We start from the raw sequence: 23,136 nt of genomic DNA, 5'->3' as shown, positions 1-23,136 counted from the left end.
CTAGCCCTTTTGTTTCTACTGGCTTTTATCTAGGATTGATTTGTGCTGAACTCTTTGCGATCATCGCCCGCTGAACGAATTCGCTTTCCTGTCTGGCTAAAATGGCTGCTAGTCGGCTTGCTGGTGCTTGGAGTAGTGTTTCGCTTCGTCAATTTGAACCACAAAGTGTATTGGCATGATGAAACCTATACATCCCTAAGAGCCGCTGGCTATACACGGGGCGAAATTGACGACCAGTTATTTCAAAACCAAGTGATGGCTGCCAGCGAGTTGCAAAAGTTTCAGCAGATTAAACCCGGAAGTACGCTGATGGATACGCTGCGATCGCTGGCAGTGGAAGATCCTCAACATCCGCCGCTCTATTTTTTGATGACGCGGTTTTGGATGCAAACCTTGGGAGCGCCCTTAGAGTGGATGTTTCGCAGCCCGTTAACCGTGACGCGATCGCTGCCTGCGTTGATTAGCTTGCTGTCCCTGCCTGCAATGTATGCCCTGGCTTGGGAACTGTTTGCCTGTCGTGACATCGCCCTGCTTGCCACAACCCTATTGGCACTGTCTCCCTTTGATGTTTTGTTTGCCCAAACCGCGCGGCAATATAGCTTGTTGACGCTCATGGTTGTGGTGAGCAGCTACCTATTGCTTCGAGCCTTACGTTTGACCAATACCCCCCCCTCTAATCGGTTGCATCACTACCGCAAACCGCCCCCGCTCTGGCATTGTTGGGCGATCTACACCGTCTCTGCCGCGACTGGGCTGTATACCCATCCATTTTTTGGCTTAACCTTGGCAGGTCATGCAGCTTATGTGGCACTGGATGCGTGGGTTTTTCAAGGTGCAGCACAACTCAAAAACACTGTGAAGATATTTGCAGGCGCAATCGCTGGAGCCATCATTCTCTACCTTCCGTGGCTCGTGGTCATGATTAGTAATGCCAAACGTGCCTTTGCCACGACTGATTGGACGCAATTTTCCCCCGGCATTGATTACCTACTGAAACTCTGGACGCTCAGTTTTACGGCTCTCTTTTTTGACCTAGATTTTGGCTTCAATAATCCCTGGACTTATTGGATTAGGCTACCGATCTTGCTCTTGATTCTAGTATCGATCTATAGTCTCTGCCGCAACACTCGTCCCACCGTCTGGCTGTTTGTGTTGACCTCCATCTTGGTGCCGTTTTTGCTGCTGGCAATCCCCGACTTAGTGTTAGGCAATAAACGCTCTGCGGTCAGCCGCTATCTCATTTCCAGCTTTCCAGGCGTGCAGCTTGCAGTTGCCCACTTTTTGGGAACTAAGCTCTCGATGAAAACGCTTTATAGTGGGCGATCGCAGCAGCTTGCTTCCCCAACGACACCACTCGTTCCTTTTCTGTGGCGCAGCACCTTAGCTGTTGTGCTGGCGGGTTGTCTGATTTCGCTGACGGTTAGCGCCTTTTCTGATAGCTGGTGGAACAAAGATTTGAGCTACGCCAATAATCAAACCGCGACTGTGATTAATCAAACGCCCACGCCATTAATTATTAGCGATATTGGAGACGATTTTACAAATACAGGTGATCTGATTTCTCTTAGCTATCGCTTCAACAAACCCGTCAGTTTGTTATTAGTAAATGATCCAGAAATCGTTAACACGCCTGAGTTTAAAGCTGCCCTTCAAGGAACAACTGCGATCGCATTTCGCCCTTCTAGAAATCTACAAATAAAACTAGAACAAACCTATGGCAAGTTATCTAGCGCACTTCCTATTGAACGACTCTGGAAAATCCCCCCAAAGGCAGATATTCCTGAGAAAAAGACTGTCAAAACTCAGAAGAAATATTAAGTAAAGCTTTTATCCAAGTCTAGGGAACAGTTTAAAGCTAGGAAAGCGATCGGCTTATCCCTATTAAAATATAGCTACCATTGACATTTACGAGAGCTTGACAGGCATAAATAGACCTAAAAGACAGTTTGTTTTTAGACGCTGAAGTGTCAGAAAAGTCAACTTCAAAGTGTAAACAAATACCTAAATGTGTAAATTTATCCAACGAACCCTTATCTTTTATTTGGTGATTCCCTATACTAATCTTCATTAGACCCCCGGTGTGGGGATCACATTTAGTATTTCAAAAATTCAATTCCCTTTATTTTTTAGGAGGAAGACATGGCTCTCTCTCACAGCCCAAGCTTGGGTAATTTTTATGCATTTTTAATGATCAAAAGTTTTCTGATTTGGACATTTACATTAGCGGTTTGTTTATTAATTGCAGGCTTTCCTCTCGTTATTTTGATGGTGGTTGTTGGCTCATTGCTAGCAGTCATTTTGCAATCTGTGATTCCGATGAGTTCTGTATTGCTAGTCGCGGGTGGCATTATTGGTCTCAATATTTTTGGGGTCATGTTCGGTGCTGCCATGTTGACACTGCGGGGCGTTCATCCTGATCAAGTAACCTGGTTGCGCTGGCTGCAAGGTGAAGAAAATCCTGGAAATAGCTCAGTTTATGCCGCTTGTCCTTTAACCTGTGCCACGCGCAATTAAAGTATTTTTCGTTTAATACTGTGCTTATTCCGCTAACTGATTGACGTTTCCCCTTGATAACCCGGCACGACCGGGTTTTTTGTTGGCTATCTCCCTCTCTATTGAGTCGCGATCGCCCGATTGTCACGCCTGAGCAAGCGTATGATAGGAGGAATCTAACTCTATAGGTTTTTCTCAAACCCGCGATCGCAATGCCGCAAGCCCCCATTCCCGTCAGCCTAATTGTGGGCACCCGTCCCGAAGCGATTAAAATGGCTCCGGTCATCCAAAAATTTCGCTCTTCCTCAGATTTTGATACCCAAGTGATTTTGACCGGGCAACATCGAGAAATGGTAGATCAGGTGATGCAACTGTTTGACCTAACTGCCGATCGCGATTTAGCGATTATGCAACCCAAACAAACCCTAACCGACATCACCTGCTGGAGTTTGCAAGGATTGCAGGATTTATTTCAGCAGGTGCAGCCCCGGCTAGTGCTGGTGCAAGGAGATACGACCACAGCTTTTGCCGCTGCCCTGGCTGCGTTCTACCAAAAAATCCCGGTTGGGCATGTGGAAGCCGGATTGCGAACCGATAACCTCTACAATCCCTACCCTGAAGAAGCCAACCGTCGCTTAATTTCTCAGCTTGCATCCTTGCATTTTGCACCGACCTCGCTGGCAATGGATCACTTACACCAATCGCGGGTGCCCGGAGCCATCCACCAAACCGGAAATACAGTAATTGACGCGCTGCTCTCCATGGCAAACCGCCAACCCCAGTGCCAAATTCCCGGATTAAATTGGAATCAATATCGTTTAATTTTGGCAACCGTTCATCGACGAGAGAATTGGGGCGCACCATTGCTCGACATTGCAGCCGGTTTTTTGCAGGTGCTAGAAAAGTTTCCCGATACGGCGTTGCTGTTGCCTCTGCACCGTAACCCGACCGTTCGCGAACCGCTACAAGCAAAATTGGGCAATCATCCCAGAGTATTTTTGACCGAACCGTTAGACTATGCGGAATTGGTAGGAGCTATTCAGCGTTGCACCTTGCTACTGACCGATTCTGGTGGATTGCAGGAAGAAGCTCCCAGCCTTGGCAAGCCAGTATTGGTGCTGAGAGAAACGACCGAGCGACCTGAAGCGGTGATGGCTGGAACGGCAAAGCTCGTGGGCACAAACCCAGCCAAAATCTTTCAGACGGCAGCCGAGTTACTTAGCAATCCTGATGCTTATGAGGCGATGGCAAAAGCAGTTAATCCCTTTGGCGACGGACACGCAAGCGATCGCATTCTCTCCATTGTCCAAGCCTATTTTGCAAACTCGTGACGGCTGGAAATTCTAGTCCCGTTGCGATCGCTGAGATTATCCAAAAAACCTCATTATTTGAGAAATTCCAGAACTCCAGATTGATTGACTTTCCAGACCAACAGCGCCGTAGCAGGCAGTATCAGCCACCAAAACCAGACCAGCAAAATCATCAATCGACACCAAGCGTGGAATAACCGCTGGAGCAAATTTGGGTAGACTTTCTGCTGACTGGGGCGTTTGTAAAACGAAAGCACCCCATGAACAATGTGCTTGTGGGCAAAAAGACTCAGCGGCACCACATCCCACCAAAGCCGTTCATATCCCAACGTTTTGTAGTGAGTATGGTGCATGTTGTAGCGATGGTAGCCACGGCTTGATTTGCCGAGAGGAAGGAAGGGAAAGGCAGCACAGCAATTAAACGACTTTAACCACTTGGGATGTCTGCCAAGCCACTCTTTAGAGCGGATATATTTGCTGTAAACCTTGGGTTTCATGAAGTTAATTAAAATGACCCATGCTAGAAACCTCCAATCGAGTGCCTATCTCTTCTATAGGGCTTTTCATTGAGGATCATCTCCGCTATCTTCAGGCAGATCGGGTTTTGGAGGGTGGGCTTGATCAAGCAATTCTTTTTTAGAGCGCTTTACCGTCGCCCATAGATCTTTGATTTGGTGATAAGCCTCCTTTGAGGTGATCTTGCCGCCCGTTTCTAATCCACAAATAAGAGAGACGCGCTGAGCAAATTCTTGTAAATTAGCATTAAAAACCAGTTGCTCTGGCGTAAACTCACCCCGATAGCGCCCAATGGGATAGAGAAAGTTATCTTTTTCGTTGCTGTCAGCCATAGCAAAACACCTACTGTGCGAAAGGAAAAAGGGGCTTTTGAGCGCAAAAGTTGCACTCTTCTGTCATCGTTTTCTCAATTAAAAACTCATTGAGAAAACACAGCTTTTATTGTTTATCTTGGTTTATTTTCTTAGTCTACTACCGAAAGAAATAGGGCGCTGCTGAATACAAGTATGATTTTTGACTGTATGGGTAGGTCTTGTGCTTACCCTGCTGGAGATCGAGGGCGACCACAAGGGATTGCCCCTACAAATTTCATCCCCAGATTCAGTAATGCCAGAAATAGATGCCTGTATAAACCTGACTTCTGAACCCTAACACTAGATTACAGTTGAGCATTTACCGCAGTGCGAATCTCTGACAAGCGCACTGTTCTGCCGCCTTCACTGCCAGGACATGCAGTAGCAACGCGATCGCGGTGCCCACAGATCAACGGTAAATTGCGCGTACCAAAGTCCGCCGTTGGAGTAGGGACTGGAGTCACCGTATTCTTAAAGCCATAGCGTTTACACAGCACCGTACAAAGCGCCACCGCCGCCTGATATTGCTGCTGACTAATCGTATTAGCGCTATACACGCCATCAAAAGCAATGCCTAAGCCATCATTCACCAAATCATGGGAACCGCGTTTTCGCTCTGATCGCCCTTCATAAACCCGTCCACTCGGCATGATGATGAAGTGATAGCCAATATCTGTCCATCCATTGCCATTCACATGTCCGTTATAAACAACTCGCATTCGGGCTGCTTCCTGAGCCTGCGTACCGCTGATTGCAGGTTGCCCACTGAGCGCCGTGTGATGCATCGTAATTCGTTTAGGGGCAAGATTAGGCAAATCTGCGGGCGTTGGGTTATTCGTCCAGATATTGCGTGACAGCACCCTAAACGTCGCGGCTGGCGGAGCTTGCACTTCAATAATAATCTGTGCCCGATCTTGCTCAGAGCCAATAATTTCAATCAAGCGATTACCGGGCTGCCGAAACAAGGTTTGTGCCTGCCATTTACCATCAACCACTTTTGGGCGCGCCAACTCTAGCTTTTGATCTGCCCGTAATACAAGCTGATCATCTTCACCGTAGTTTTCGGCAACTCCAGTCAACCTGACCACGGTTTCCACCTTCACTCGTTGAGGAGGATTGGTAAAGCTAAGGCGCGGCGGACGGGGCTTTGCTTCCACCACATCAATCTCAGTCTCTGCCCGAATCGTGCCATCGGTACTTAGAATTTCAATGACTCGTCGCCCCGCTTGATTGAATCCAATGGTCGATCGCCATTTGCCAGCCAGTACAGTTGGACGCGCCAATTCAAATCTCCGGTCAGACCGCAAGATTAATTGAGTTCCCTCTGCAAAATTACTAGCTGTGCCCTCAACTGTGGCAGACTGCAACGCCAGCAGCCGAGTCGGTATTTGCGTAAATCGAAGCTGCTGAGCTTGGGGTAGCGTCGTGACAACCTGCACCACTACGGTCGTATTGTCGTTCCCCAGTTCAATTCTTAGACGGCGATTACCAGCCGCTTGAAACAGAAAATCGACTTGCCAAGTTCCATTCGGTTTAACGATAGGACCATCCGTGCGAAATTGGTCATCTACCACCAATAACAGCGTTTTGCCTGCATCGGCGATGGAGGCAACACCCAAAATTGAAAATCGCTGTTGAGCTAAAACGGGACCTCTTGGAGCTTGGGTGACTTGAAGCATAGTGAAAGCCTTGGAAAAAATTGGAGTGCATATCCTGTAGAACCAGCTTAAAGCAACGGCAATGGTCAATAGCAAACAATTTACGAATGGCGAATAATGAAGGGCGAATGGCAATCTCTAACTCTCTCTGCACTCTGCACTCGAAACTTAGACAGGTTCGATACATCCGATACAATAGAGCAAACGCGGGTAGGAGAAACAGGATTGAATGGCAGGTCAACTGTTGGTGGTGGATGATGAACCAGGATTGCGCGAGGCGGTGCAAGCTTACTTAGAAGACAGTGGGTTTACGGTGGATGTTGCCAGTAATGCGCGGGAGGGACTGGAGTTAGCACGGCAAAAGTTACCCGATTTGGTGATTACCGATATCATGATGCCCCAAGTCGATGGCTACCAGTTTCTAAAGCAGTTGCGGGAAGAGCCTCAGTTTAAAGGGCTGCCTGTGGTGTTTTTGACGGCAAGGGGAATGACTAGCGATCGCATTCAGGGTTACACCGCTGGCTGTGATGCCTATCTGCCAAAGCCATTTGATCCCGATGAGTTGGTGGCGATCGTCACTAATTTGTTAAAACAAGCTGCTGCACGAGTGGCGACCAGTGATGATGAAGGTCACAATATTGCCGATTTAGCGCGACAAATTGCCGATATAAAAAGTATGTTGACTCAACGGGGTGCGATCGTTCAATCATCTAGCCCAATCAAACTTGATTTCACTCCCCGCGAACAAAGCGTACTGGACTTAGTGGTTGATGGCTTAATGAATAAGGAAATTGCCCGTCGCCTCGAAACCAGCGTCCGCAACGTCGAAAAATACGTTAGCCGCCTCTTCGTCAAAACAGGCACCAACAGCCGCACCGAACTCGTGCGCTTTGCCCTAGAAAATGGATTAAACACGTCAATGACGAGGGAAAGTGGCGAATGACGAGGGAAAGTGGCGAAGGGCGAATGACAAATGGCGAAGGTTGAATTCAAAACTCAAAACTCAAAACTCAAAACTTTCCCTTCATCCCTGCCTCTGTTCGCGCTAAGACAATGATTCCTTGAACATGAATTCCGTGTTGTCTCAAGGTTTGGGCGGCTGAGATAGCGGTTGCACCGGTGGTGTAGATGTCATCTAGCAGCCACACAGGGCGGGAAGGGGGTTTGTGCAAAAAGGGTTTGCCGATACTGAAGGCTTCTGCTAGGTTTTGCGATCGCTCTAGGCTCGATAGTTTGAATTGGGCTTCTGTGGCGCGAATGCGTTCTAAACCATAAACGGCAATGGGTAGCTGGGTGATGTGGCAAAAGTGTTGGGCTAATAGTTCTGCCTGATTAAAACCACGCTGTTTCTTCTTACTGGGATGCATGGGAATTGGCACAATCACGCTATCTGTCGTTGGATTGGTTGATCGCCAGGATTCCGCCATCCATCTTCCCAAAATCTCTGCTAGATGGGGGTTTCCTTCATATTTCAACGCCGCGATCGCCCGTTTCAATGCGCCGCCATATTGCCCCCAAGCAAAGATTGGCAATTGTCCTGCTTGCCCTGTATCCACCAATTCACACCGATACCGCTGAATCTGTTGCTGGCAAGAAACACAGACCGCTTGAGCTTGCGATCGCTGGCAAAGAGGACAAGGCGACTCTAAAAATAGACCTAATAACTGATTCAACTTCCAAGCTGGTTTCATATCGTTCTGCTCAAGCAACCCTTAGCTTTCAGAGTGCCCCTAGGAGAGAGATAGAGAACAGGTTTTGGGTTTCAGAAAATGAGAAAACTCTGCCCCCTAACCCCGAAAACCTGCCCTCTTCTCCCTGACACCTGCTATACCATCAAGGGATGTGTAACTTTTTTAGCTTGTGAATACGCTGTGTTGGCTTGAGCAGATTCAACCGGATCAGATAGTGCTGGTGGGGCAAAAGGCGTTTTACTTAGGTCAATTGCTGCAAAAAGGGCATCCTGTTGTGTCGGGAGTGGTGATTCCGGCAACGATTTTTCAGGCATTTTTGGCGCAGGTAGACTGGTCTGATCCGCTCTTTGAAGATATCCCCAATTCATCACTGCGGTTGAATATTGAAGATTGGCAGCAGTTGCAGGCGATCGCCCAACAGTTACGCCGCGCAATTTTGGCAACACCACTCCCGGCTGATTTACAGCAACCCTTGGCAGAAATCACACGTCATTGGCACCCGGCACCATTAATAGTGCGTCCTTCGTTAGGGGTGGCAGCTAGCAAGCGTTCTCATTTGGCAAAGGCAAACTTAGATCCACTTGTAAGAACCTCCGCGTTGATGAACAGTCAAGTGTGTCAGTTAGAAAACGCGGCACTAGAACAGACAATCCGAAATCTCTGGGCGGATTTTTTTGGGGCGAAAAGTCTATTCTATTGGCAACGCTTGGGGATTCCACTGTACCAAGTTCAGTTGTCTACGTTGATCCAACCTATTCCAGCAGCGATCGCAGCAGGAACATTGCGGTTAGTGAATGACCTGATAGAAATTCAGGCGACAGTAGGATTGGGCATGGCGATCGTCCGTGGGGAAGTTATCCCCGACAAATATCAGGTTTCAGTCGCAGAGGGAACGATTATTGCGAAACAACTGGGCATGAGAACCATTGCCTATCGCGTGATGGAAAACAACTTGCTGCAAATTCAGATGCTGAATATGTCTCAGCAGGAAAGCTTTGTTTTAGAGGAATCCCAGATCATTCGTCTGGCGCAGTTAGGGCAACAGGTGATAGCGGAGGCGAGTTCACTCGTTGAGCTTGAGTGGGTATTGCATCTCCAAAACGAAACGCCAATCTTAGAGTTTACTCAAGTAATTCCGCTCAATCCGCCCATACCTTCCCTTCCTCAATGGCGACCTAGCGCAGCACTGCTCGATCGCAATACTCAATCGCTGATACCAGAAGGGTTATCAGAAGCGGTTCTGGTGTCATCGGGAACGGCGGCTTCACCAGGACACGCGATCGCGCCTGCCTGGATTTTGTCTATAGAAAACGACCTGCCTTCATTGCCAGCAGGCTGTATCTTGGTGACCAAAACCCTACCGCTGGAATGGTTGCCCCTCTTGCAAAATGCTGCCGCGATTGTGATGGAACAGGGTAGCTTAACTAGCCATAGCGCAATTGTGGCAAGAGGATTGGGTATTCCGGCGGTGGTGGGTGTGCCCCATATAATCCATCAGATTCAGCCGGGAGAGTCTCTTTGGGTTGATGGCGATCGCGGTCAGGTGTATCGCGTTCCTCAGACTTTCAAAATTCAAGCTGTCCCAGTCACTCCGCAAGTTAGTCACAACCCCGCTCACATAATCGATTCATCGTCCAAGCATTTTGAAACGACTCGTCTGGCGATCGCTACTCAACTAATGGCAAACCTCAGCCATCTAGAGCATTTAGAAACATTGGCAAAACTACCGATTGATGGCATTGGGCTGATTCGAGCCGAACTTTTGGCACCCTCCATTTTAGGAACAGAGCATCCGGCTACTTGGCTCCAGCATCACACGAGCGCCGAGTGGATTGCAGGTTTCACCAAAAGCTTACTGCCGATCGCGCAGGCAATCTACCCGCGCCCCATTTTTTATCGTTCTCTCGATTTGCGCCCTCAAGAGTCTCGTTCTTTGCCATCGGGTGCCAGTTCGTGGGGGCTGCGCGGCACTCGTAGCTATCAAGCCGATCCTGCTTTATTTGATTTAGAACTGGCAACCCTCGCGCAAATGCAGCAAGCGGGGGCAACTAATCTGTGTTTACTCCTCCCTTTTGTGCGAACGGTGGAAGAGTTTGAGTTTTGTCGCGATCGCGTCAAACAAGCTGGACTGACTCAGTATCCGGCTTTTCAGCTTTGGATTATGGCGGAAGTGCCGTCTGTATTATTTCTATTGCCCGATTATGTCAAAGCCGGAGTTCAAGGTATTTCTTTGGGCACTAATGATTTGACGCAGCTTCTCTTTGATCTTGATCGCAATCAGCCTCAAACCGGTGCAACGATCGACGAACGACACCCAGCAGTAAAACGAGCGATCGCCCAACTAATTCGGCAAGCCAGAGAAAACCACATCCCCTGTTCAATTTGTGGAGAAGCGCCAGTTCGCTATCCCGACCTGATTCCCGACCTGATTCGCTGGGGCATCACCTCAATTTCAGTTGCTCCAGAAGCAATAGAAACGACTTATAGTGCGATTGTCCAAGCTGAAGAAGCGCTGAGGTTAGAAACGGCTCACTTCCCTAGTTGAATCAGCGCTATTGGCTAAAAAACCTTGAGCGATCGCACCGCTTGGATCAGTTCTGGCACCACTTCAGCCGCCCAATGACCTTCGCCGCGTCGTTCTGTCAGCACCATCAGATGCAGACTGTAGGCATGGGGATATCCGTTCGCTTCGAGCCAAATCAAATCACCTTCCACTTCACAGGTGATCGCTTCTTCATCCATTAATTCAGCTTGCATCTGGGCGATCGCGCTGACCAGTTGATTGAGCAATCGAACAAACTCTTCAAGCTCAACAGTGGTTAGCTCTAATGCCCAATCCTCTGCACCCACTAAACCTTGAAAAGTGGCTGCGTCTGCATCCCAACCAACTCGCCATCCGTTGCCAGTTTTAAGCAGTCGTGCCATGGGAAGAAGGGAAGAGGGGCTAGTTGGAAGGGGGTGTGGGGAGGGGCGATCGCCCGGATTGGGGAGAAAATCCATTCACCAATGCTTGCACTAGAGCATCGCGTTGGGCGCGGTTGAGCTTGCGAATGGCTGCCACATCTCCTTCAGCAGGATTTTTTTTCAGTTGATTCGCGCTCGGATAGTCGCTAGGTTCCAGCGCTCCTGTCAGACCCAGATACTCGGCAAGGGTCAGCTTCCAATCCAAGCGATAAATAGGAGGTCGTCCTTTGACATAGAGATGATAGCGAATCAGCCGACCCACCAGGGTATTCTCTGAGGCGACTTTGCCTGTTTCCTTACTGATGTATTGGTTTTCTCGCGGAAAATCGGGAGCTTGCTCATAAACCATTCGCCATACGCCTTCTGATCGCACGATTTGTTGCGCGATCGCCGCAGATGAGAACTGCCACCCTGCAACGGTTCCACTCGGTAGTATGAACCCTGCTGAGAGGATTACACCGCTGGCGATCGCGGTTAAACGATGAAAGCGTCTTAGCATAGTCAGTCAATCCTCAATCAAGCAGCCCGTAATTCAAGCGTAGCCCTTACTCACCAATAATCTCAGGCTGGGTCAGTTCATCCGACATTTCCATAATTGCCCGCAGAACTGGCTTCATCGAAGGATCATCATTGTTGTCAAAATCTTCAAAGCGCCGTCTCTTTGCACGATTGGCAACCTGAACCGTAATGCGATAGCGGTTGGATGCGGCTCCAATGAGTTCATCGGCACGGCGCATCACATGGGTGCTGTCATACACAAGACGCTTTTGCATAAAACGTAGTTTCCAGTAGAAAAGGCTTCCTCAGTCTATCAATAGATTTGGCGATTCGTGAAACGTTAGCGCCGCTTTCCACAGGAATCCTTACGAAATCACGGTTCAATCTGCTCAATCTCAAATACTAATAGACCCAAAAGATAAGTAAATCTTTAGCTTTGTCATAGTAACTCTCTATACAATTTGCCATTGTTTTTTTCATCATGTCCCGCTAAAGTATTTTCAAGATAGATTTTTGATTATCTTTAATCGAAAGAAGATAGGTTTTTATCAATACAAGAGGTGAAGAGCTTCAATGCTCTTTGAAGCGGGCACTGCCTGTCTAATCCTAAATTAGGGACTAGAAAATTTGGGCTACCTCGTGAAGGTATTTGAACTCAATGTTTTGTACTGAACCCCTTGTTCGTCCGTTCCACATTTTTAACAACCAAGGTTGGAATCCTGGGAGATAGTATGGCTATTTTTTCAAATGTTTCTCGTCGTCGGTTCATGACGATCGCCGCTGCATCATCTGGAACTGTGTTGCTAAAGGGCTGTTTAGGCAATCCGCCAGATACTACTGCCAGTCAAAGTACGCCTGTTGCTACTCCAGTGGTAGATATAAAACCGGAAATGATGCCGGAAGTGAAAACAGTCAAGCTGGGTTATTTACCGATTGTGGAAGCTGCCCCGTTGATTATTGCTAAGGAGAAAGGACTGTTCGCCAAGTACGGGCTGCCGGAGGTGCAGATTGACAAACAGGCAAACTGGGGCGCGGCACGGGACAATGTGAAAATTGGGTCGGCTGGCGGTGGGATTGATGGCGGACAGTGGCAAATGCCAATGCCTTACTTGATTTCAGAAGGCATCATTACGGATAGGGCAAAAATACCGATGTACGTGTTGGCGCAGTTGAATACGCATGGAAACGGGATTGCGATCGCCAGTAAGCATCTAGGTAAGGGCTTATCTACTAAAGTGGCTGACCAAGTTGCCTTCTTTAGCAAATTAAAGGCAGACGGCTCAAAATTTAAAGCGGCGTATACCTTTCCCAAAGTCAACCAGGATTTCTGGATTCGCTATTGGCTAGCCGGAAATGGCATTGATCCTGATAAAGAAGTTGAGTTGTTAACGGTGCCTACCGCTCAAACGGTTGCCGATATGAAGGCAAACGCAATGGATGCCTTCAGCACTGGCGACCCGTGGCCATCTCGAATTGTGTCAGATAAGATTGGCTTCATCTCAACCCTCACAGCGGAGATTTGGAAGAATCACCCCGAAGAGTATTTAGCCATTCGCAAAGACTGGGTAGATCAATATCCCAAAGCGACTAAGGCAATTCTTAAAGCCGTCATGGAAGCCCAACAGTGGTGCGATAACTTTGACAATCGCCAGGAGTTAGCTGGAATTCTGGCTAAACGCGAATACTTTGGGCTACCGGAGAGTACTTTGATCGATCCATTGATGGGTAAATATAACTTGGGTGAGCGATCGATTGATGATAAGTCAATGGCGGTTCTGTATTGGAAGGATGAGAAGGGCAGTGTGTCCTATCCTTACCAGAGCCATGATTTGTGGTTCTTGACTGAAAGCGTCCGTTGGGGCTTTTTGCCAAAAGAGACGCTTACCAAGGCGCAAGACTGGATCAAACAGGTGAATCGGGAGGATATCTGGCGGGAAGCTGCGAAGGAACTCGGCATTGCAGCGGCAGATATTCCAACCAGCAAGTCTCGTGGGGTTGAAACATTCTTTGATGGCGCTAAGTTTGATCCAGAAAATCCCCAAGCTTACTTAGACAGCTTGAAGATTAAGCGCGTTTAGCTACTGAGTTAATAGTCGTCGCACCCATTGTTACAGACTGTTGAAGTGAATTCGACAGATCCAGAAAAAAGTTCCACCTATACATTTTTTATTGATTTCCAGAGTTCTGTAGGGGCATGGCATTCGGGCAATTCCCTTGACGATTCAATCAAAAGCCAACTACCGAATGCTACGCCCTTACGCAAGATGCCAGTTTATCTAATTTTAAGGAGATATCCATGACGATCGCCCGTAAACCACCCTCTGAGACTTGGCTTGATTCACCATTTCTAGCCCGTTTGAAGGTGAAGGAACGACTGAATGATTTAATCCCACCGACGATCGCGATCATTATCTTTCTTACCCTTTGGCAACTTTTCTCGTTACTTCCAGGCGCAGCGTTACCCGGTCCGATTCAAGTGGTGCAAGATACATGGATATTGATCCTCTATCCCTTTTATGACAGAGGCGGCACCGATAAAGGATTGTTCTGGCAGGTGGCTGCCAGTCTGCAACGGGTGGCGATCGGCTACATTTTTGCGGCGATCGTTGGCATCAGTGTCGGGGTTCTAGTCGGACTCAACGACACCCTATCCAAAGCTCTCGATCCGATTTTTCAATTGCTGAGAACTGTGCCACCTCTAGCCTGGGTGCCGATCGCCCTTGCCGCTTTACAGCAAAACCAGCCAGCCGCCTTGTTCGTCATCTTCATTACGTCAGTCTGGCCCATTCTAATCAACACCTCCGTGGGTGTCCGGCAGATTCCACAAGACTACAACAACGTGGCTCGTGTATTGCAGCTATCGCAGAGAAAGTATTTTTTCAAAGTACTGATGCCCGCATCGTTGCCCTACATTTTTACCGGATTGCGAATCTCGATTGGGCTGGCATGGCTAGCGATTATTGCCGCTGAAATCGTCATGTCTGGCGTGATTGGCATTGGTTCCTTCATCTGGAACTCCTACCAAAATGGTGAAGTGAGTGAAATTATCTTGTCCCTGTTTTACATCGGCATGGTGGGACTGTTACTCGACAAGTCATTAGCATGGCTGCAAACAGCGATTTTGCCCGAAGAACAACGATAAAACGAATGACGAAGTGCGAAGTGCGGGAAAAGTTTTGAATTTTGAATTTTGAGTTTTGAGTTCGCCCCTCGCCATATCTCCTAGGTCAATGCTGCGCGAACGCCATTCGCCACTCGTTATTCGCCACTCGTTATTCCCTATTCCCTATTCCCTATTCCCTATTCTCTACTTCCTAACCGCTATGACCTCCTTTGTTGCTGTTGAAAATATTGAGAAAACGTTTCCTTTAGCCAATGGCGATCGCTATATCGCGTTGAAAGGTATTGATCTAAACATCCGCGAGGGTGAATTTATTTCGCTGATTGGTCACTCTGGCTGTGGTAAATCGACGCTGCTGAATATCATTGCAGGACTGGATTTGCCTACCGCTGGTGTGGTTCTGCTGGATGGTGAGACGGTTCGCCGACCGGGACCCGACAAGATGGTAGTGTTTCAAAACTACTCGCTCCTACCTTGGTTAACGGTACGAGAAAATATCGCCCTCGCCGTGGATGAAGTGCTATCTCATTTATCGGTTCCAGAACGGCGCGAGGTGATCGAACATCACATTAATTTAGTAGGCTTGCAACATGCTGCCGATAAGCCGCCGGGTCAACTATCAGGCGGGATGAAACAACGAGTAGCGATCGCTCGTGCATTGGCAATTCGTCCCAAGTTGCTGTTACTCGATGAACCCTTTGGCGCACTGGATGCCCTAACTCGCGGCAATTTGCAAGAACGCTTGATGCAAATCTGTGACGAAAACAAAGTAACAGCCGTGATGGTGACTCACGATGTCGATGAGGCGCTGTTACTCAGCGATCGCGTGGTCATGTTGACCAATGGTCCTGAGTCTAAAATCGGACAAATCCTGGAGGTCGATATTCCTCGTCCTCGCAAACGGCTAGAAGTGATCAATCACCCCAGCTATTACTCAATGCGGAGTGAGATTATCTACTTTCTCAATCAACAAAAGCGGATCAAACAACTGCGATCGCGTAAAACAGGGGCGATCGCCCGTCACGGGTTAGAAAAAGTCAACCTGGAAATCGGCTTCGTTCCCCTCACCGCTTGCGCCCCTCTCGCCGTTGCCAAAGAGAAAGGCTTTTTTGCCCATCATGGCTTGGATGAAGTCAACTTAGTGCGCGAATCCAGTTGGCGCGGCATTCAAGATGGCATTGCAGGGAGTTATCTAGACGCGGCTCAAATGCCCTCGGGGATGCCAATCTGGTTAACCTTGGGAGGGATGGACGGACGTTCTTTGCCGACCGTCAGTGCCCTGACCCTAACTCGCAACGGTAATGCCGTTACTCTCGACAAACGCTTCTATGACCAGGGAATTCATAGCCTACCCGACCTGAAGCAGATGCTGCTCGATACCCAAGCGAATCAGCATGTGTTTGGGGTGGTTCATCCCGCCTCCATGCATAATCTGTTATTGCGCTATTGGCTGGCAGCCGGGGGCATTGACCCCGATCGCGATGTTCAACTCGATACGATTCCTCCTGCCCAAATGATCGCCAACTTGCAAGCAGGCAACATCGATGGCTTCTGTGTCGGCGAACCCTGGAATGTCCGCGCTGCCGTTGAGGGCATTGGCTATACGATCGCTACCGATTTAGAAGTGTGGGATGGACACCCTGGCAAGGTTTTGGGAGTGCGAGAGGAATGGGCGTTGGCTTATCCCAACACGCACATTGCTTTGGTGAAAGCACTGCTAGAGGCTTGTCGATATTGCACCGATGAGGCAAATCATGAAGAAATTCGTGAGATTCTCTCTCGTCGCGAATATCTCGGAACTGATCTGCAATATATCTACTTGGGCGACCCCAATTCTCAAATATGCAGTCTGCATCCCTCACCCAAAGAATACGCCCACCATCAGTTCTATGGTCAGGGTGTGAATCGTCCTAGCCGAACGGAGCATCTGTGGATGATGACGCAAATGGCACGTTGGGGCGATGTTCCCTTTCCTCGCAATTGGGTTGAGATTCTAGAGCGAGTCTGTCGAGTCAGCGCCTTTAGCACGGCTGCACGGGAGTTAGGCTTGTCCGAGATTACCTACAGTCGAGGTCCGATTCAACTGTTTGATGGGACGACATTTAATGCAGATGACCCGATCGCCTATCTCAACAACTTGGCTATCAAGCACGACATCTACATGGCAGAAGTGCCACTGACTCATTCACTTGCCACTGTATAACGACATCCCAACATACCGATATATCAATCATTCACTCTTTTTAATGATGCAAACTCTAACCGCGCAATCCACCCATAATTCCCAGTTTAGTCAAGATCCGTTTCTTGTCATTGATAATGTTTCTAAAGTCTATCCCACTCCTAAAGGTGAGTATGTAGTACTTGAGGGAGTTAATTTACAAGTTCGACAAGGCGAATTTGTCTGTGTCATTGGTCATTCGGGCTGTGGCAAATCAACGTTGTTGAATATGGTGGCAGGATTCTCGCAACCCACCGAGGGACTCGTGACCTTGCAGGGTAAACGGATCACAGAGCCGGGACCCGATCGCATGATGGTTTTTCAAGGCTATGCGCTGTTGCCATGGATGACTGCCTACGACAATGTGTATCTAGCCGTGGATTCTGTCTATCCCAAAAAGTCTGATGCTGAGAAAAAGCTAATTGTTCAGGAACATCTAGCAATGGTGGGGCTGACCGAAGCCGCCCACAAACAACCGGGTCAACTATCGGGTGGAATGCGACAACGAGTCTCGATCGCCCGTGCCCTATCCATTCGCCCAGAAGTGCTGATTCTCGATGAACCGTTTGGTGCCCTAGATGCGATTACGAAAGAGGAATTGCAGATTGAGTTGCTGAAGATTTGGAATGATCATCGATGCACCGTGTTGATGATTACTCACGACATCGATGAGGCACTGTTTCTTGCCGATCGCCTCGTGATGATGACCAACGGTCCGGCTGCAAAAATTGGCGAGATTGTCGATATTCCGTTTCCACGACCCCGCGATCGCGATCGGATTATGGAAGACCCCGAATTCTATAAGCTGCGGAACTACATTCTCGACTACCTTTACAATCGTTTTGCCCACGATGATGACGGGTAATTCATTTTTGCGCTCCCGTTAGAGTGTCATGGGGGCGATCGGGGCGATATTTGGATCGTGCCCCCCAATCTGGCTAGTCCGAAGCACCCAAACACTAGCACCATGTTTTAAGAAAATGCGAACAACGGTGTCGCTGGCAAGGCGTGGCAGGATGGTACGCCAGCTTCCTAGACCCACTTTGAGGTTTTGTAGCGGATTATCTTCCATCGTGCTACCCAAGTTGAACTCATTTTTTGCCCAGTCAGAACGGGGACCGCCCAAGGGCTGAAGTTTTCGCTGAAGGTCTTGACCCAACTGTTCGAGAACTCTGAATCGCTGTGCTTGTTCCGGATCTGCCATCAGCGATTTCAGCAGGTTTGGATTCGCTTGGAGTGCTTTGGTCGTTTGTTGAATGCTGGCAAACAATGCCTGGTTTGCATCTTGGGAGCAGTTGTTGGCAATACCGACAAAAGTAGCGCCCGTGCCATCCCCAATCCGATAGCGAGAAGTCATCACTTGCAACTGGCGCATCATTAAATTCAAGGGGCTATTGATCTCGCCCTTCGCATCGTAATTTTTGGTAAACGCATCTAGCTTAACCAAAAGGTCGCAGGTTGGACGAGTGCCTGCCCAGCCCATTTGGCGATCGCCCATATAGCGCGACCAATGGAGCGCTCCAGCGGTCAGACCATCGGTGTTTTGGCAATACACTTGATGATAGACAATCTCAAAGCACAGTTCACCCGTTAGCGGTTCTCGCACCACTTCAGCCATGCCATAGGAAAAGTGCCCAAAGAAAATCGGCGTGGCGGCAGCGGGTTCTTTTTGGTTACCGCCAATCCCGCCATAGTTATGAATCAGCAGGGCGCGATCGCCTTCCTGCCAATCATCAATCGCTGATTGAATAGCCCCCGATGACCCACTGGATTTTGGCGTACACAACACCGATGAAATCTTGCCTTTTTGCGCCTCAACGTCTGCCCAAGCCCGTTTACGAATATAGCGATAGCTCGCTTTTGAGCCGAAAACAACTTCCTGCGGCTGTAAGTGAAATAATGACCGAGGAGCCAAAGACCGTACTACAAATACGCCGGACGCATCCTTCGCGCCATAAATATACCACCCCATTTCATTTAAGGGCGATCGCTCGATATCCTGAGTCGTTGAAGGATAGCTGCCATATTCTGGTGCCATTAAAACTTGAGGCACCGACACGATTTCCTGAACGCCATCGAACTGCCGAGAATCGCGATTGAAATGCACCACCCGATACTGTGCCGTCGCCACAGGTGCCAAAAATTGAACGATTGCATAGTAACGTCCCGTAATTTCTGTGGGCAGACTGCGAATGTATAGGGAAGAGGGAATAGAAGATAGGGAATAGGGAAGAGATGATTCCGCACTATTCCCTGTTCCCTGTTCCCTGTTTTCTTCCACATCCACCAGAGAGTTGAGCATCACAATCATGTCATCAACGGGATGGCAGCCCGCTAAGGATTCCAGTGGACCTACCTGCCGCCAATGGTTCAAGCGATCGGGATTCACCGATCCGCCAAACTTGCTGCCGTATTCAGCATCGGCGCTAAAGTGAACATCCTTCGTCACCGCTATCACTAGCTTTTTGAGAATTGGGTGATTTGCCCAGCGCAGATTCACTACTTGCCCAACATACTGCTGATACTCGGCTGGTGCGTGATGCACTTCAAACAGGACTCCTCTCACTTGGGCGCGTTCCTCTGGTTGAGGCAAAATTAATCGCCCCATCCAATCGCTAATTGGTTGGTACAGATCCAAGTTCACTGTTTGGTTCAGTGGATAATAATCAGATTGGAGAAAGGCAAGCTGCTGATAAAGCGAGTAATTGCTAGCTTTCCGAGGAATGGTTTGATCTGCTAATAGCACTTCGCCCCGCAGGATTTGCAGAATCAGTTCGATCGTGGCTTGCAGAATGGTGCGTCCATCGGGCAGCGTTGCTTGTGGGTCCATGTATCCACCGGGAACCTGGTGCCCTACGCCTGCCATTTCCAGCAGCGTGATTTTTCCCCGCCGCATTGCCCGATTCCAATAAGACAAAGGAAACCACTTACGACGACCGGGAAAAATTGCGGGACCAATCCGCTCGACAAAATCTTTGTCTCCCACTACATGATAAAGATGCTCTAGCTTGAGTAAATTATTGTTGGCGCTCATCACCCCACCCAGGGAGATGGCATCGATCGGCGCACCTGTGGCTCGTTTTAGGTAAGGCGCAGATGCAACGGACATTTGACCGCCCCCGCTATAGCCGATCAGCGTTATGGGAATGCCGCTTCCGGGTTGATAGCCCCGTTTGGTTAAGCCATCGTAAAGCACCTGAGCAATGCCCTGATTGTAGATTGGACCGTAGCGTTTATCTGCCGAAACCGCCACGATAAAGACATTTCGAAGGTTGAGCATTAGTCCCAAAATTGCCGCTGGGTTGCTCCAGCGCATCTTGTCCGCCAGTCTCCAGACAAATGCTAGGGGGCGATCTTGATCGAGGGGTTGATTCAGCACGGAATACATCATCAATCCCTGTATCAGTTCCATATCGTCAGGTAAAGCAGGCGTAAACGCATTCAGAAAATCTACGATGTCGGGTGTGTAGTTTTCGCCCGATTGCCCAATGCCATCCAGGTAAACGACGTAACGGGATATGGGGTTGATTGAAGGCGGTGCTGCGATCTCATCATTCCCCACTACGGTTTGGCTGGTATCCAGGTCGTCGCCATACCAACCAGCCCACCAGCCCAAGGTTTCCAGAGGAGCCAGCATTGCAGCAAAGACCACTGCGACAACCCCAATCCAAATCAAATCAAAGACGAATTTGAATAGCTTAGGCAAGTTGCTGTGCCAGCCAAATAAATTTTCTCGAATCGGACGCAGCAGTAGGGCGATCGCCACAAACACAACAATCATGGCTAGCAACCCAAGCAGTAGCCTGAGTTGCTGAGGAATGCCAGTGTTTTTTCGCTGAAGCTGCATCAGGGGGTCAGAGGGGTCCGCCCGTTGAGTGACGGTTGCAGCGGGTGTGCTACCCGCGTTGTTGACGACGGCTTGAGCAACCGCTTGGGCTGCGGCTGGGTCAGATCGCTCCGATGCTTGGATCAACTGATTCATCTCCGGTGCAGTGGTTTGAGTCGCAGTGAGAATGGGAGCCGCCACTCGTCCTGCCTGTACTCGCTCCCGCAGTTCAATACGATTATCCGCAAGATCCACACCAGCCACGCGCTCGGAAAGCTGTTGACCCAATTTTGCGATCGGTTGCCCAATGCTGCCTTCCAAAAATTGCAGCACCACCCAGCCAAAGGCAACATAGCCAAATGCTGTTGCTCCATCCACTCCGGCGGCAGCTTCAAAACCGACCACCGCAGCCAATAAGCGCCAGACTGACAGGACATTTAAGATGGGAAGCCCCGCATAGGGTAACGCTCCTAAAAAGCTGAACAGTTGAGGCGCATAGCTAAACCCAAACACTTTGATTAGGGTGTTGAAGGGAACATATACTGACCAAGGCAATAGACAAATCAGCCAGGTGCTAAATGCCAGAAATAGAAAGCCGAAGGTAAACAGAACGGCATTCAGCAACAGACTAAAAACAAAGCGAATCGGTTTAACCCGATTGATGAAGAGAATAATGCTTTGCCCAACTCCTAGGGATAAACCCGCAAATAGCACGACTAGCACCGCTAGCGGTACGCCTCTCGTCAATGCAGCGATCTCTCCAAATGCCTCTAAGCTGAGGCTAAACACGCCGCCTAGCAAGTCCCAAAATTGATATGAAGTGGTTGCCGTCATGACAGTATTCCCTAGCGATCGCCTGACACCATTTGTGTCATTACATGTGTGCAATCAGATTACATCAGGAAGATTACACAACAAGCATATGAAAAGAATAAATTTGATTTTGGCTGAATAAATTAGGGCGTTTCTGAAGTTTCCCATTCCCCACCCTTCTCTCCCAGGGAAAGGAGAAAAGGGTGAGACGAGGGTAGAGTCGTTGCACAGTAGGAGATTAATAATCCTATTTTTATTAGTTTTCAGTGATTAGCTCACTCGATTCAGTAATTGCTCAGTCGTAGGATTTGAAGCGCTGGGTAGGAGCCAGCTAAGCAAAATTGCGGTTAATCCGCCTGTTGAAATTGCTGAACCAAAGAGATTTTTGATCAAAGGCTCTTTATTGGCAAACAACTCAGGCACATACGATAACCCCTAAACCCATGCTTAGGGAAACTGCCACAATAATCACCGATCGCCAATCCATTTGCTCCCCCAGGGTGGGCTGACTTTAGTTGCGCATCAAGTTCAATCATCTTTAAACAATGGCAACTCTACTACGACATAAGTTGTGGACTAAGCGCTTAACTTGAGAGATAAATATTGATCTCGCTTAGGAGGGATGAATTGCTGTAAGTGGGTTGCTACTCTTAGGTATGTAAAAGTTCAAGAAATACCTCACACAGGAATTAAAACAATGCCACTTCATAAAATTAAAGATTTCGATCCTGATTATCGTACTCACTTTGATGATCAAGATATCATTGGCTATGACCTTTATGCCGGTAAAGATAAGGTCGGTTCAGTTGATGATTTGTTAGTAGATGATATCGGTAAGATTCGTTATCTAATTATCAACACTGGAACTTGGATTTTGGGTAAGAAAGTATTGCTACCTGTTGGGCGATCGCGCATTGACTATAAAGCTCATCGGATTACTGCTGAAGGGCTAACTCGTTCTCAAGCAGAATCACTCCCTCAATATGATGGCACCATGCCTGTAGATTATGACTATGAAGAGCAAGTCCGCAGTGTTTATCGTCCCACTACTGCCTTAGAAAACTCCACTCCTTTAGACAGCGCTACGGCTACTATGGGCTACGATCGCAACACTTATAGCTACGATCGTGATTCTGATTTGTACAACTTGGATGACACTAACCACCAAAATCTAAAACTGTATCAAGAGCGGTTGATTGCAAACAAAACTCGTGCAAAAACAGGTGAAGTTGCGGTTGGAAAGCATGTAGAAACTGAATCCGCTAAAGTTTCTGTACCCATCGAAAAAGAGCGTGTCGTGATTGAGCGGACTAGTCCTGCGGGTAGTGTAGCCGTTACACCGGGCGATCGCGCTTTTCAAGAAGGCGAAGTAGCGCGAGTAGAGGTTTACGAAGAAACTCCTGATATTCGCAAAGAAGCGTTTGTCCGTGAAGAAGTCAGCGTTAGAAAAGAAGTTGACCGAGATGTAGTGAACGCCGAAGAAACTCTACGTCGAGAAGAGCTAGATGTAGATACCCAAGGTTCCCCAGTTGTAGATAAAGGAACCAAGCCTCGCCGTGATTCTGAGCGCGTCTAAATGTTGCTTCCAGTAGCAGTTAGTAAAACCAGAGTTTAAAGCAACTTAGGCAGAGCTATATAGCTCTGCCTAAGCAGTATTAATAGCAAAAATTAT

Annotated in this window: 18 protein-coding genes; 10 read left to right on the top strand and 8 right to left on the bottom strand. The window is 48.5% G+C overall.

Translation table 11 applies throughout. The features are described 5' to 3' along the window. Positions 1–42: 42 nt before the first annotated feature. From AB3R30_RS04205 to wecB, 3 genes are all read left to right on the top strand, one after another. A complete protein-coding gene (locus AB3R30_RS04205; protein WP_458647890.1) occupies positions 43–1,818 on the top strand; it encodes a glycosyltransferase family 39 protein in 1,776 nt (591 codons plus the stop codon). Between the two features lie 321 nt (positions 1,819–2,139). Beyond that, entirely contained in the window at positions 2,140–2,514 is a 375-nt protein-coding gene (locus AB3R30_RS04200; protein WP_458647889.1) for a hypothetical protein, read from the top strand. 191 nt (positions 2,515–2,705) lie between these two features. Continuing rightward, entirely contained in the window at positions 2,706–3,824 is a 1,119-nt protein-coding gene (gene wecB, locus AB3R30_RS04195; RefSeq protein WP_458647888.1) for a non-hydrolyzing UDP-N-acetylglucosamine 2-epimerase, read from the top strand. Positions 3,825–3,877: 53 nt separating this feature from the next. On the opposite strand, the gene AB3R30_RS04190 is transcribed toward wecB, so the two are convergent. The 3 genes from AB3R30_RS04190 to AB3R30_RS04180 form a co-directional block, all read right to left on the bottom strand. Beyond that, positions 3,878–4,300 carry a hypothetical protein gene (locus AB3R30_RS04190; protein WP_458647887.1) on the bottom strand — a complete coding sequence of 141 codons (423 nt, stop codon included), beginning with the start codon at positions 4,298–4,300 and terminating at the stop codon, positions 3,878–3,880. 66 nt (positions 4,301–4,366) lie between these two features. Further along, the gene (locus AB3R30_RS04185; protein WP_458647886.1) at positions 4,367–4,651 is read right to left on the bottom strand and encodes a DUF7219 family protein; all 285 of its coding nucleotides are present in this window, start codon (positions 4,649–4,651) and stop codon (positions 4,367–4,369) included. A 326-nt stretch (positions 4,652–4,977) separates the two neighbouring features. Further along, entirely contained in the window at positions 4,978–6,351 is a 1,374-nt protein-coding gene (locus tag AB3R30_RS04180) for a peptidoglycan recognition protein family protein (RefSeq protein WP_458647885.1), read from the bottom strand. Positions 6,352–6,559: 208 nt separating this feature from the next. Between AB3R30_RS04180 and AB3R30_RS04175 the strand changes: the two genes are divergently transcribed. Then, positions 6,560–7,273, top strand: a complete 714-nt coding sequence (locus tag AB3R30_RS04175; protein WP_458647884.1) for a response regulator — start codon at positions 6,560–6,562, stop codon at positions 7,271–7,273. A gap of 67 nt (positions 7,274–7,340) precedes the next feature. On the opposite strand, the gene AB3R30_RS04170 is transcribed toward AB3R30_RS04175, so the two are convergent. After that, complete coding sequence (locus tag AB3R30_RS04170; protein ID WP_458647883.1) at positions 7,341–8,021, bottom strand: ComF family protein; 681 nt, start codon at positions 8,019–8,021, stop codon at positions 7,341–7,343. A gap of 169 nt (positions 8,022–8,190) precedes the next feature. Here AB3R30_RS04170 and AB3R30_RS04165 point away from each other — a divergent pair, with 169 nt between their 5' ends. Beyond that, positions 8,191–10,566: a putative PEP-binding protein gene (locus AB3R30_RS04165; RefSeq protein WP_458647882.1), complete on the top strand. Its 2,376-nt coding sequence runs from the start codon at positions 8,191–8,193 to the stop codon at positions 10,564–10,566. A gap of 14 nt (positions 10,567–10,580) precedes the next feature. On the opposite strand, the gene AB3R30_RS04160 is transcribed toward AB3R30_RS04165, so the two are convergent. The 3 genes from AB3R30_RS04160 to AB3R30_RS04150 are packed head-to-tail and all read right to left on the bottom strand — an operon-like array spanning position 10,581 to position 11,758. After that, positions 10,581–10,946, bottom strand: coding sequence for a DUF1818 family protein (locus tag AB3R30_RS04160; RefSeq protein WP_458647881.1), 366 nt, complete (start codon positions 10,944–10,946; stop codon positions 10,581–10,583). A 19-nt stretch (positions 10,947–10,965) separates the two neighbouring features. After that, complete coding sequence (locus AB3R30_RS04155; RefSeq protein WP_458647880.1) at positions 10,966–11,484, bottom strand: hypothetical protein; 519 nt, start codon at positions 11,482–11,484, stop codon at positions 10,966–10,968. A gap of 46 nt (positions 11,485–11,530) precedes the next feature. Continuing rightward, positions 11,531–11,758, bottom strand: a complete 228-nt coding sequence (locus AB3R30_RS04150) for a DNA-directed RNA polymerase subunit omega (protein WP_458647879.1) — start codon at positions 11,756–11,758, stop codon at positions 11,531–11,533. A 456-nt stretch (positions 11,759–12,214) separates the two neighbouring features. Between AB3R30_RS04150 and AB3R30_RS04145 the strand changes: the two genes are divergently transcribed. The 4 genes from AB3R30_RS04145 (at position 12,215) to AB3R30_RS04130 (ending at position 17,690) form a co-directional block, all read left to right on the top strand. After that, a complete protein-coding gene (locus AB3R30_RS04145) occupies positions 12,215–13,561 on the top strand; it encodes a CmpA/NrtA family ABC transporter substrate-binding protein (RefSeq protein WP_458647878.1) in 1,347 nt (448 codons plus the stop codon). A gap of 218 nt (positions 13,562–13,779) precedes the next feature. Beyond that, positions 13,780–14,625 (top strand): nitrate ABC transporter permease, encoded by an 846-nt coding sequence (gene ntrB / locus AB3R30_RS04140; RefSeq protein ID WP_458647877.1) that lies wholly within the window; start codon positions 13,780–13,782, stop codon positions 14,623–14,625. Between the two features lie 181 nt (positions 14,626–14,806). After that, positions 14,807–16,807, top strand: a complete 2,001-nt coding sequence (locus tag AB3R30_RS04135; protein ID WP_458647876.1) for an ABC transporter ATP-binding/substrate-binding protein — start codon at positions 14,807–14,809, stop codon at positions 16,805–16,807. A 43-nt stretch (positions 16,808–16,850) separates the two neighbouring features. Further along, positions 16,851–17,690, top strand: a complete 840-nt coding sequence (locus AB3R30_RS04130; protein ID WP_458647875.1) for a nitrate ABC transporter ATP-binding protein — start codon at positions 16,851–16,853, stop codon at positions 17,688–17,690. Positions 17,691–17,708: 18 nt separating this feature from the next. Here AB3R30_RS04130 and AB3R30_RS04125 read toward each other — a convergent pair whose 3' ends face one another. Continuing rightward, a complete protein-coding gene (locus AB3R30_RS04125) occupies positions 17,709–21,485 on the bottom strand; it encodes a CAAX protease (protein ID WP_458647874.1) in 3,777 nt (1,258 codons plus the stop codon). 676 nt (positions 21,486–22,161) lie between these two features. On the opposite strand from AB3R30_RS04125, the gene AB3R30_RS04120 reads away from it, so the two are divergent. Then, the gene (locus tag AB3R30_RS04120; protein WP_458647873.1) at positions 22,162–23,040 is read left to right on the top strand and encodes a DUF2382 domain-containing protein; all 879 of its coding nucleotides are present in this window, start codon (positions 22,162–22,164) and stop codon (positions 23,038–23,040) included. The last annotated feature ends 96 nt before the right edge of the window (positions 23,041–23,136 follow it).

This window comes from Sivoneniella epilithica UHCC 1019, from assembly GCF_040830845.1.
Taxonomy (GTDB): domain Bacteria; phylum Cyanobacteriota; class Cyanobacteriia; order Leptolyngbyales; family Leptolyngbyaceae; genus ULC077BIN1.
This window is presented reverse-complemented; position numbering and strand designations above follow the sequence as displayed.

What these genes read in the sequence shown, in the direction of transcription:
- ntrB (WP_458647877.1), top strand. Translation starts at nt 13,780, where the DNA reads ATGACGATCGCCCGTAAACCACCCTCTGAGACTTGGCTTGATTCACCA.
- AB3R30_RS04120 (WP_458647873.1), top strand. Translation starts at nt 22,162, where the DNA reads ATGCCACTTCATAAAATTAAAGATTTCGATCCTGATTATCGTACTCAC.
- AB3R30_RS04135 (WP_458647876.1), top strand. Translation starts at nt 14,807, where the DNA reads ATGACCTCCTTTGTTGCTGTTGAAAATATTGAGAAAACGTTTCCTTTA.
- AB3R30_RS04125 (WP_458647874.1), bottom strand. Translation starts at nt 21,485, where the DNA reads ATGACGGCAACCACTTCATATCAATTTTGGGACTTGCTAGGCGGCGTG.
- AB3R30_RS04185 (WP_458647886.1), bottom strand. Translation starts at nt 4,651, where the DNA reads ATGGCTGACAGCAACGAAAAAGATAACTTTCTCTATCCCATTGGGCGC.
- AB3R30_RS04155 (WP_458647880.1), bottom strand. Translation starts at nt 11,484, where the DNA reads ATGCTAAGACGCTTTCATCGTTTAACCGCGATCGCCAGCGGTGTAATC.
- AB3R30_RS04160 (WP_458647881.1), bottom strand. Translation starts at nt 10,946, where the DNA reads ATGGCACGACTGCTTAAAACTGGCAACGGATGGCGAGTTGGTTGGGAT.
- AB3R30_RS04175 (WP_458647884.1), top strand. Translation starts at nt 6,560, where the DNA reads ATGGCAGGTCAACTGTTGGTGGTGGATGATGAACCAGGATTGCGCGAG.
- wecB (WP_458647888.1), top strand. Translation starts at nt 2,706, where the DNA reads ATGCCGCAAGCCCCCATTCCCGTCAGCCTAATTGTGGGCACCCGTCCC.
- AB3R30_RS04170 (WP_458647883.1), bottom strand. Translation starts at nt 8,021, where the DNA reads ATGAAACCAGCTTGGAAGTTGAATCAGTTATTAGGTCTATTTTTAGAG.
- AB3R30_RS04200 (WP_458647889.1), top strand. Translation starts at nt 2,140, where the DNA reads ATGGCTCTCTCTCACAGCCCAAGCTTGGGTAATTTTTATGCATTTTTA.
- AB3R30_RS04150 (WP_458647879.1), bottom strand. Translation starts at nt 11,758, where the DNA reads ATGCAAAAGCGTCTTGTGTATGACAGCACCCATGTGATGCGCCGTGCC.
- AB3R30_RS04145 (WP_458647878.1), top strand. Translation starts at nt 12,215, where the DNA reads ATGGCTATTTTTTCAAATGTTTCTCGTCGTCGGTTCATGACGATCGCC.
- AB3R30_RS04180 (WP_458647885.1), bottom strand. Translation starts at nt 6,351, where the DNA reads ATGCTTCAAGTCACCCAAGCTCCAAGAGGTCCCGTTTTAGCTCAACAG.
- AB3R30_RS04190 (WP_458647887.1), bottom strand. Translation starts at nt 4,300, where the DNA reads ATGAAACCCAAGGTTTACAGCAAATATATCCGCTCTAAAGAGTGGCTT.
- AB3R30_RS04130 (WP_458647875.1), top strand. Translation starts at nt 16,851, where the DNA reads ATGATGCAAACTCTAACCGCGCAATCCACCCATAATTCCCAGTTTAGT.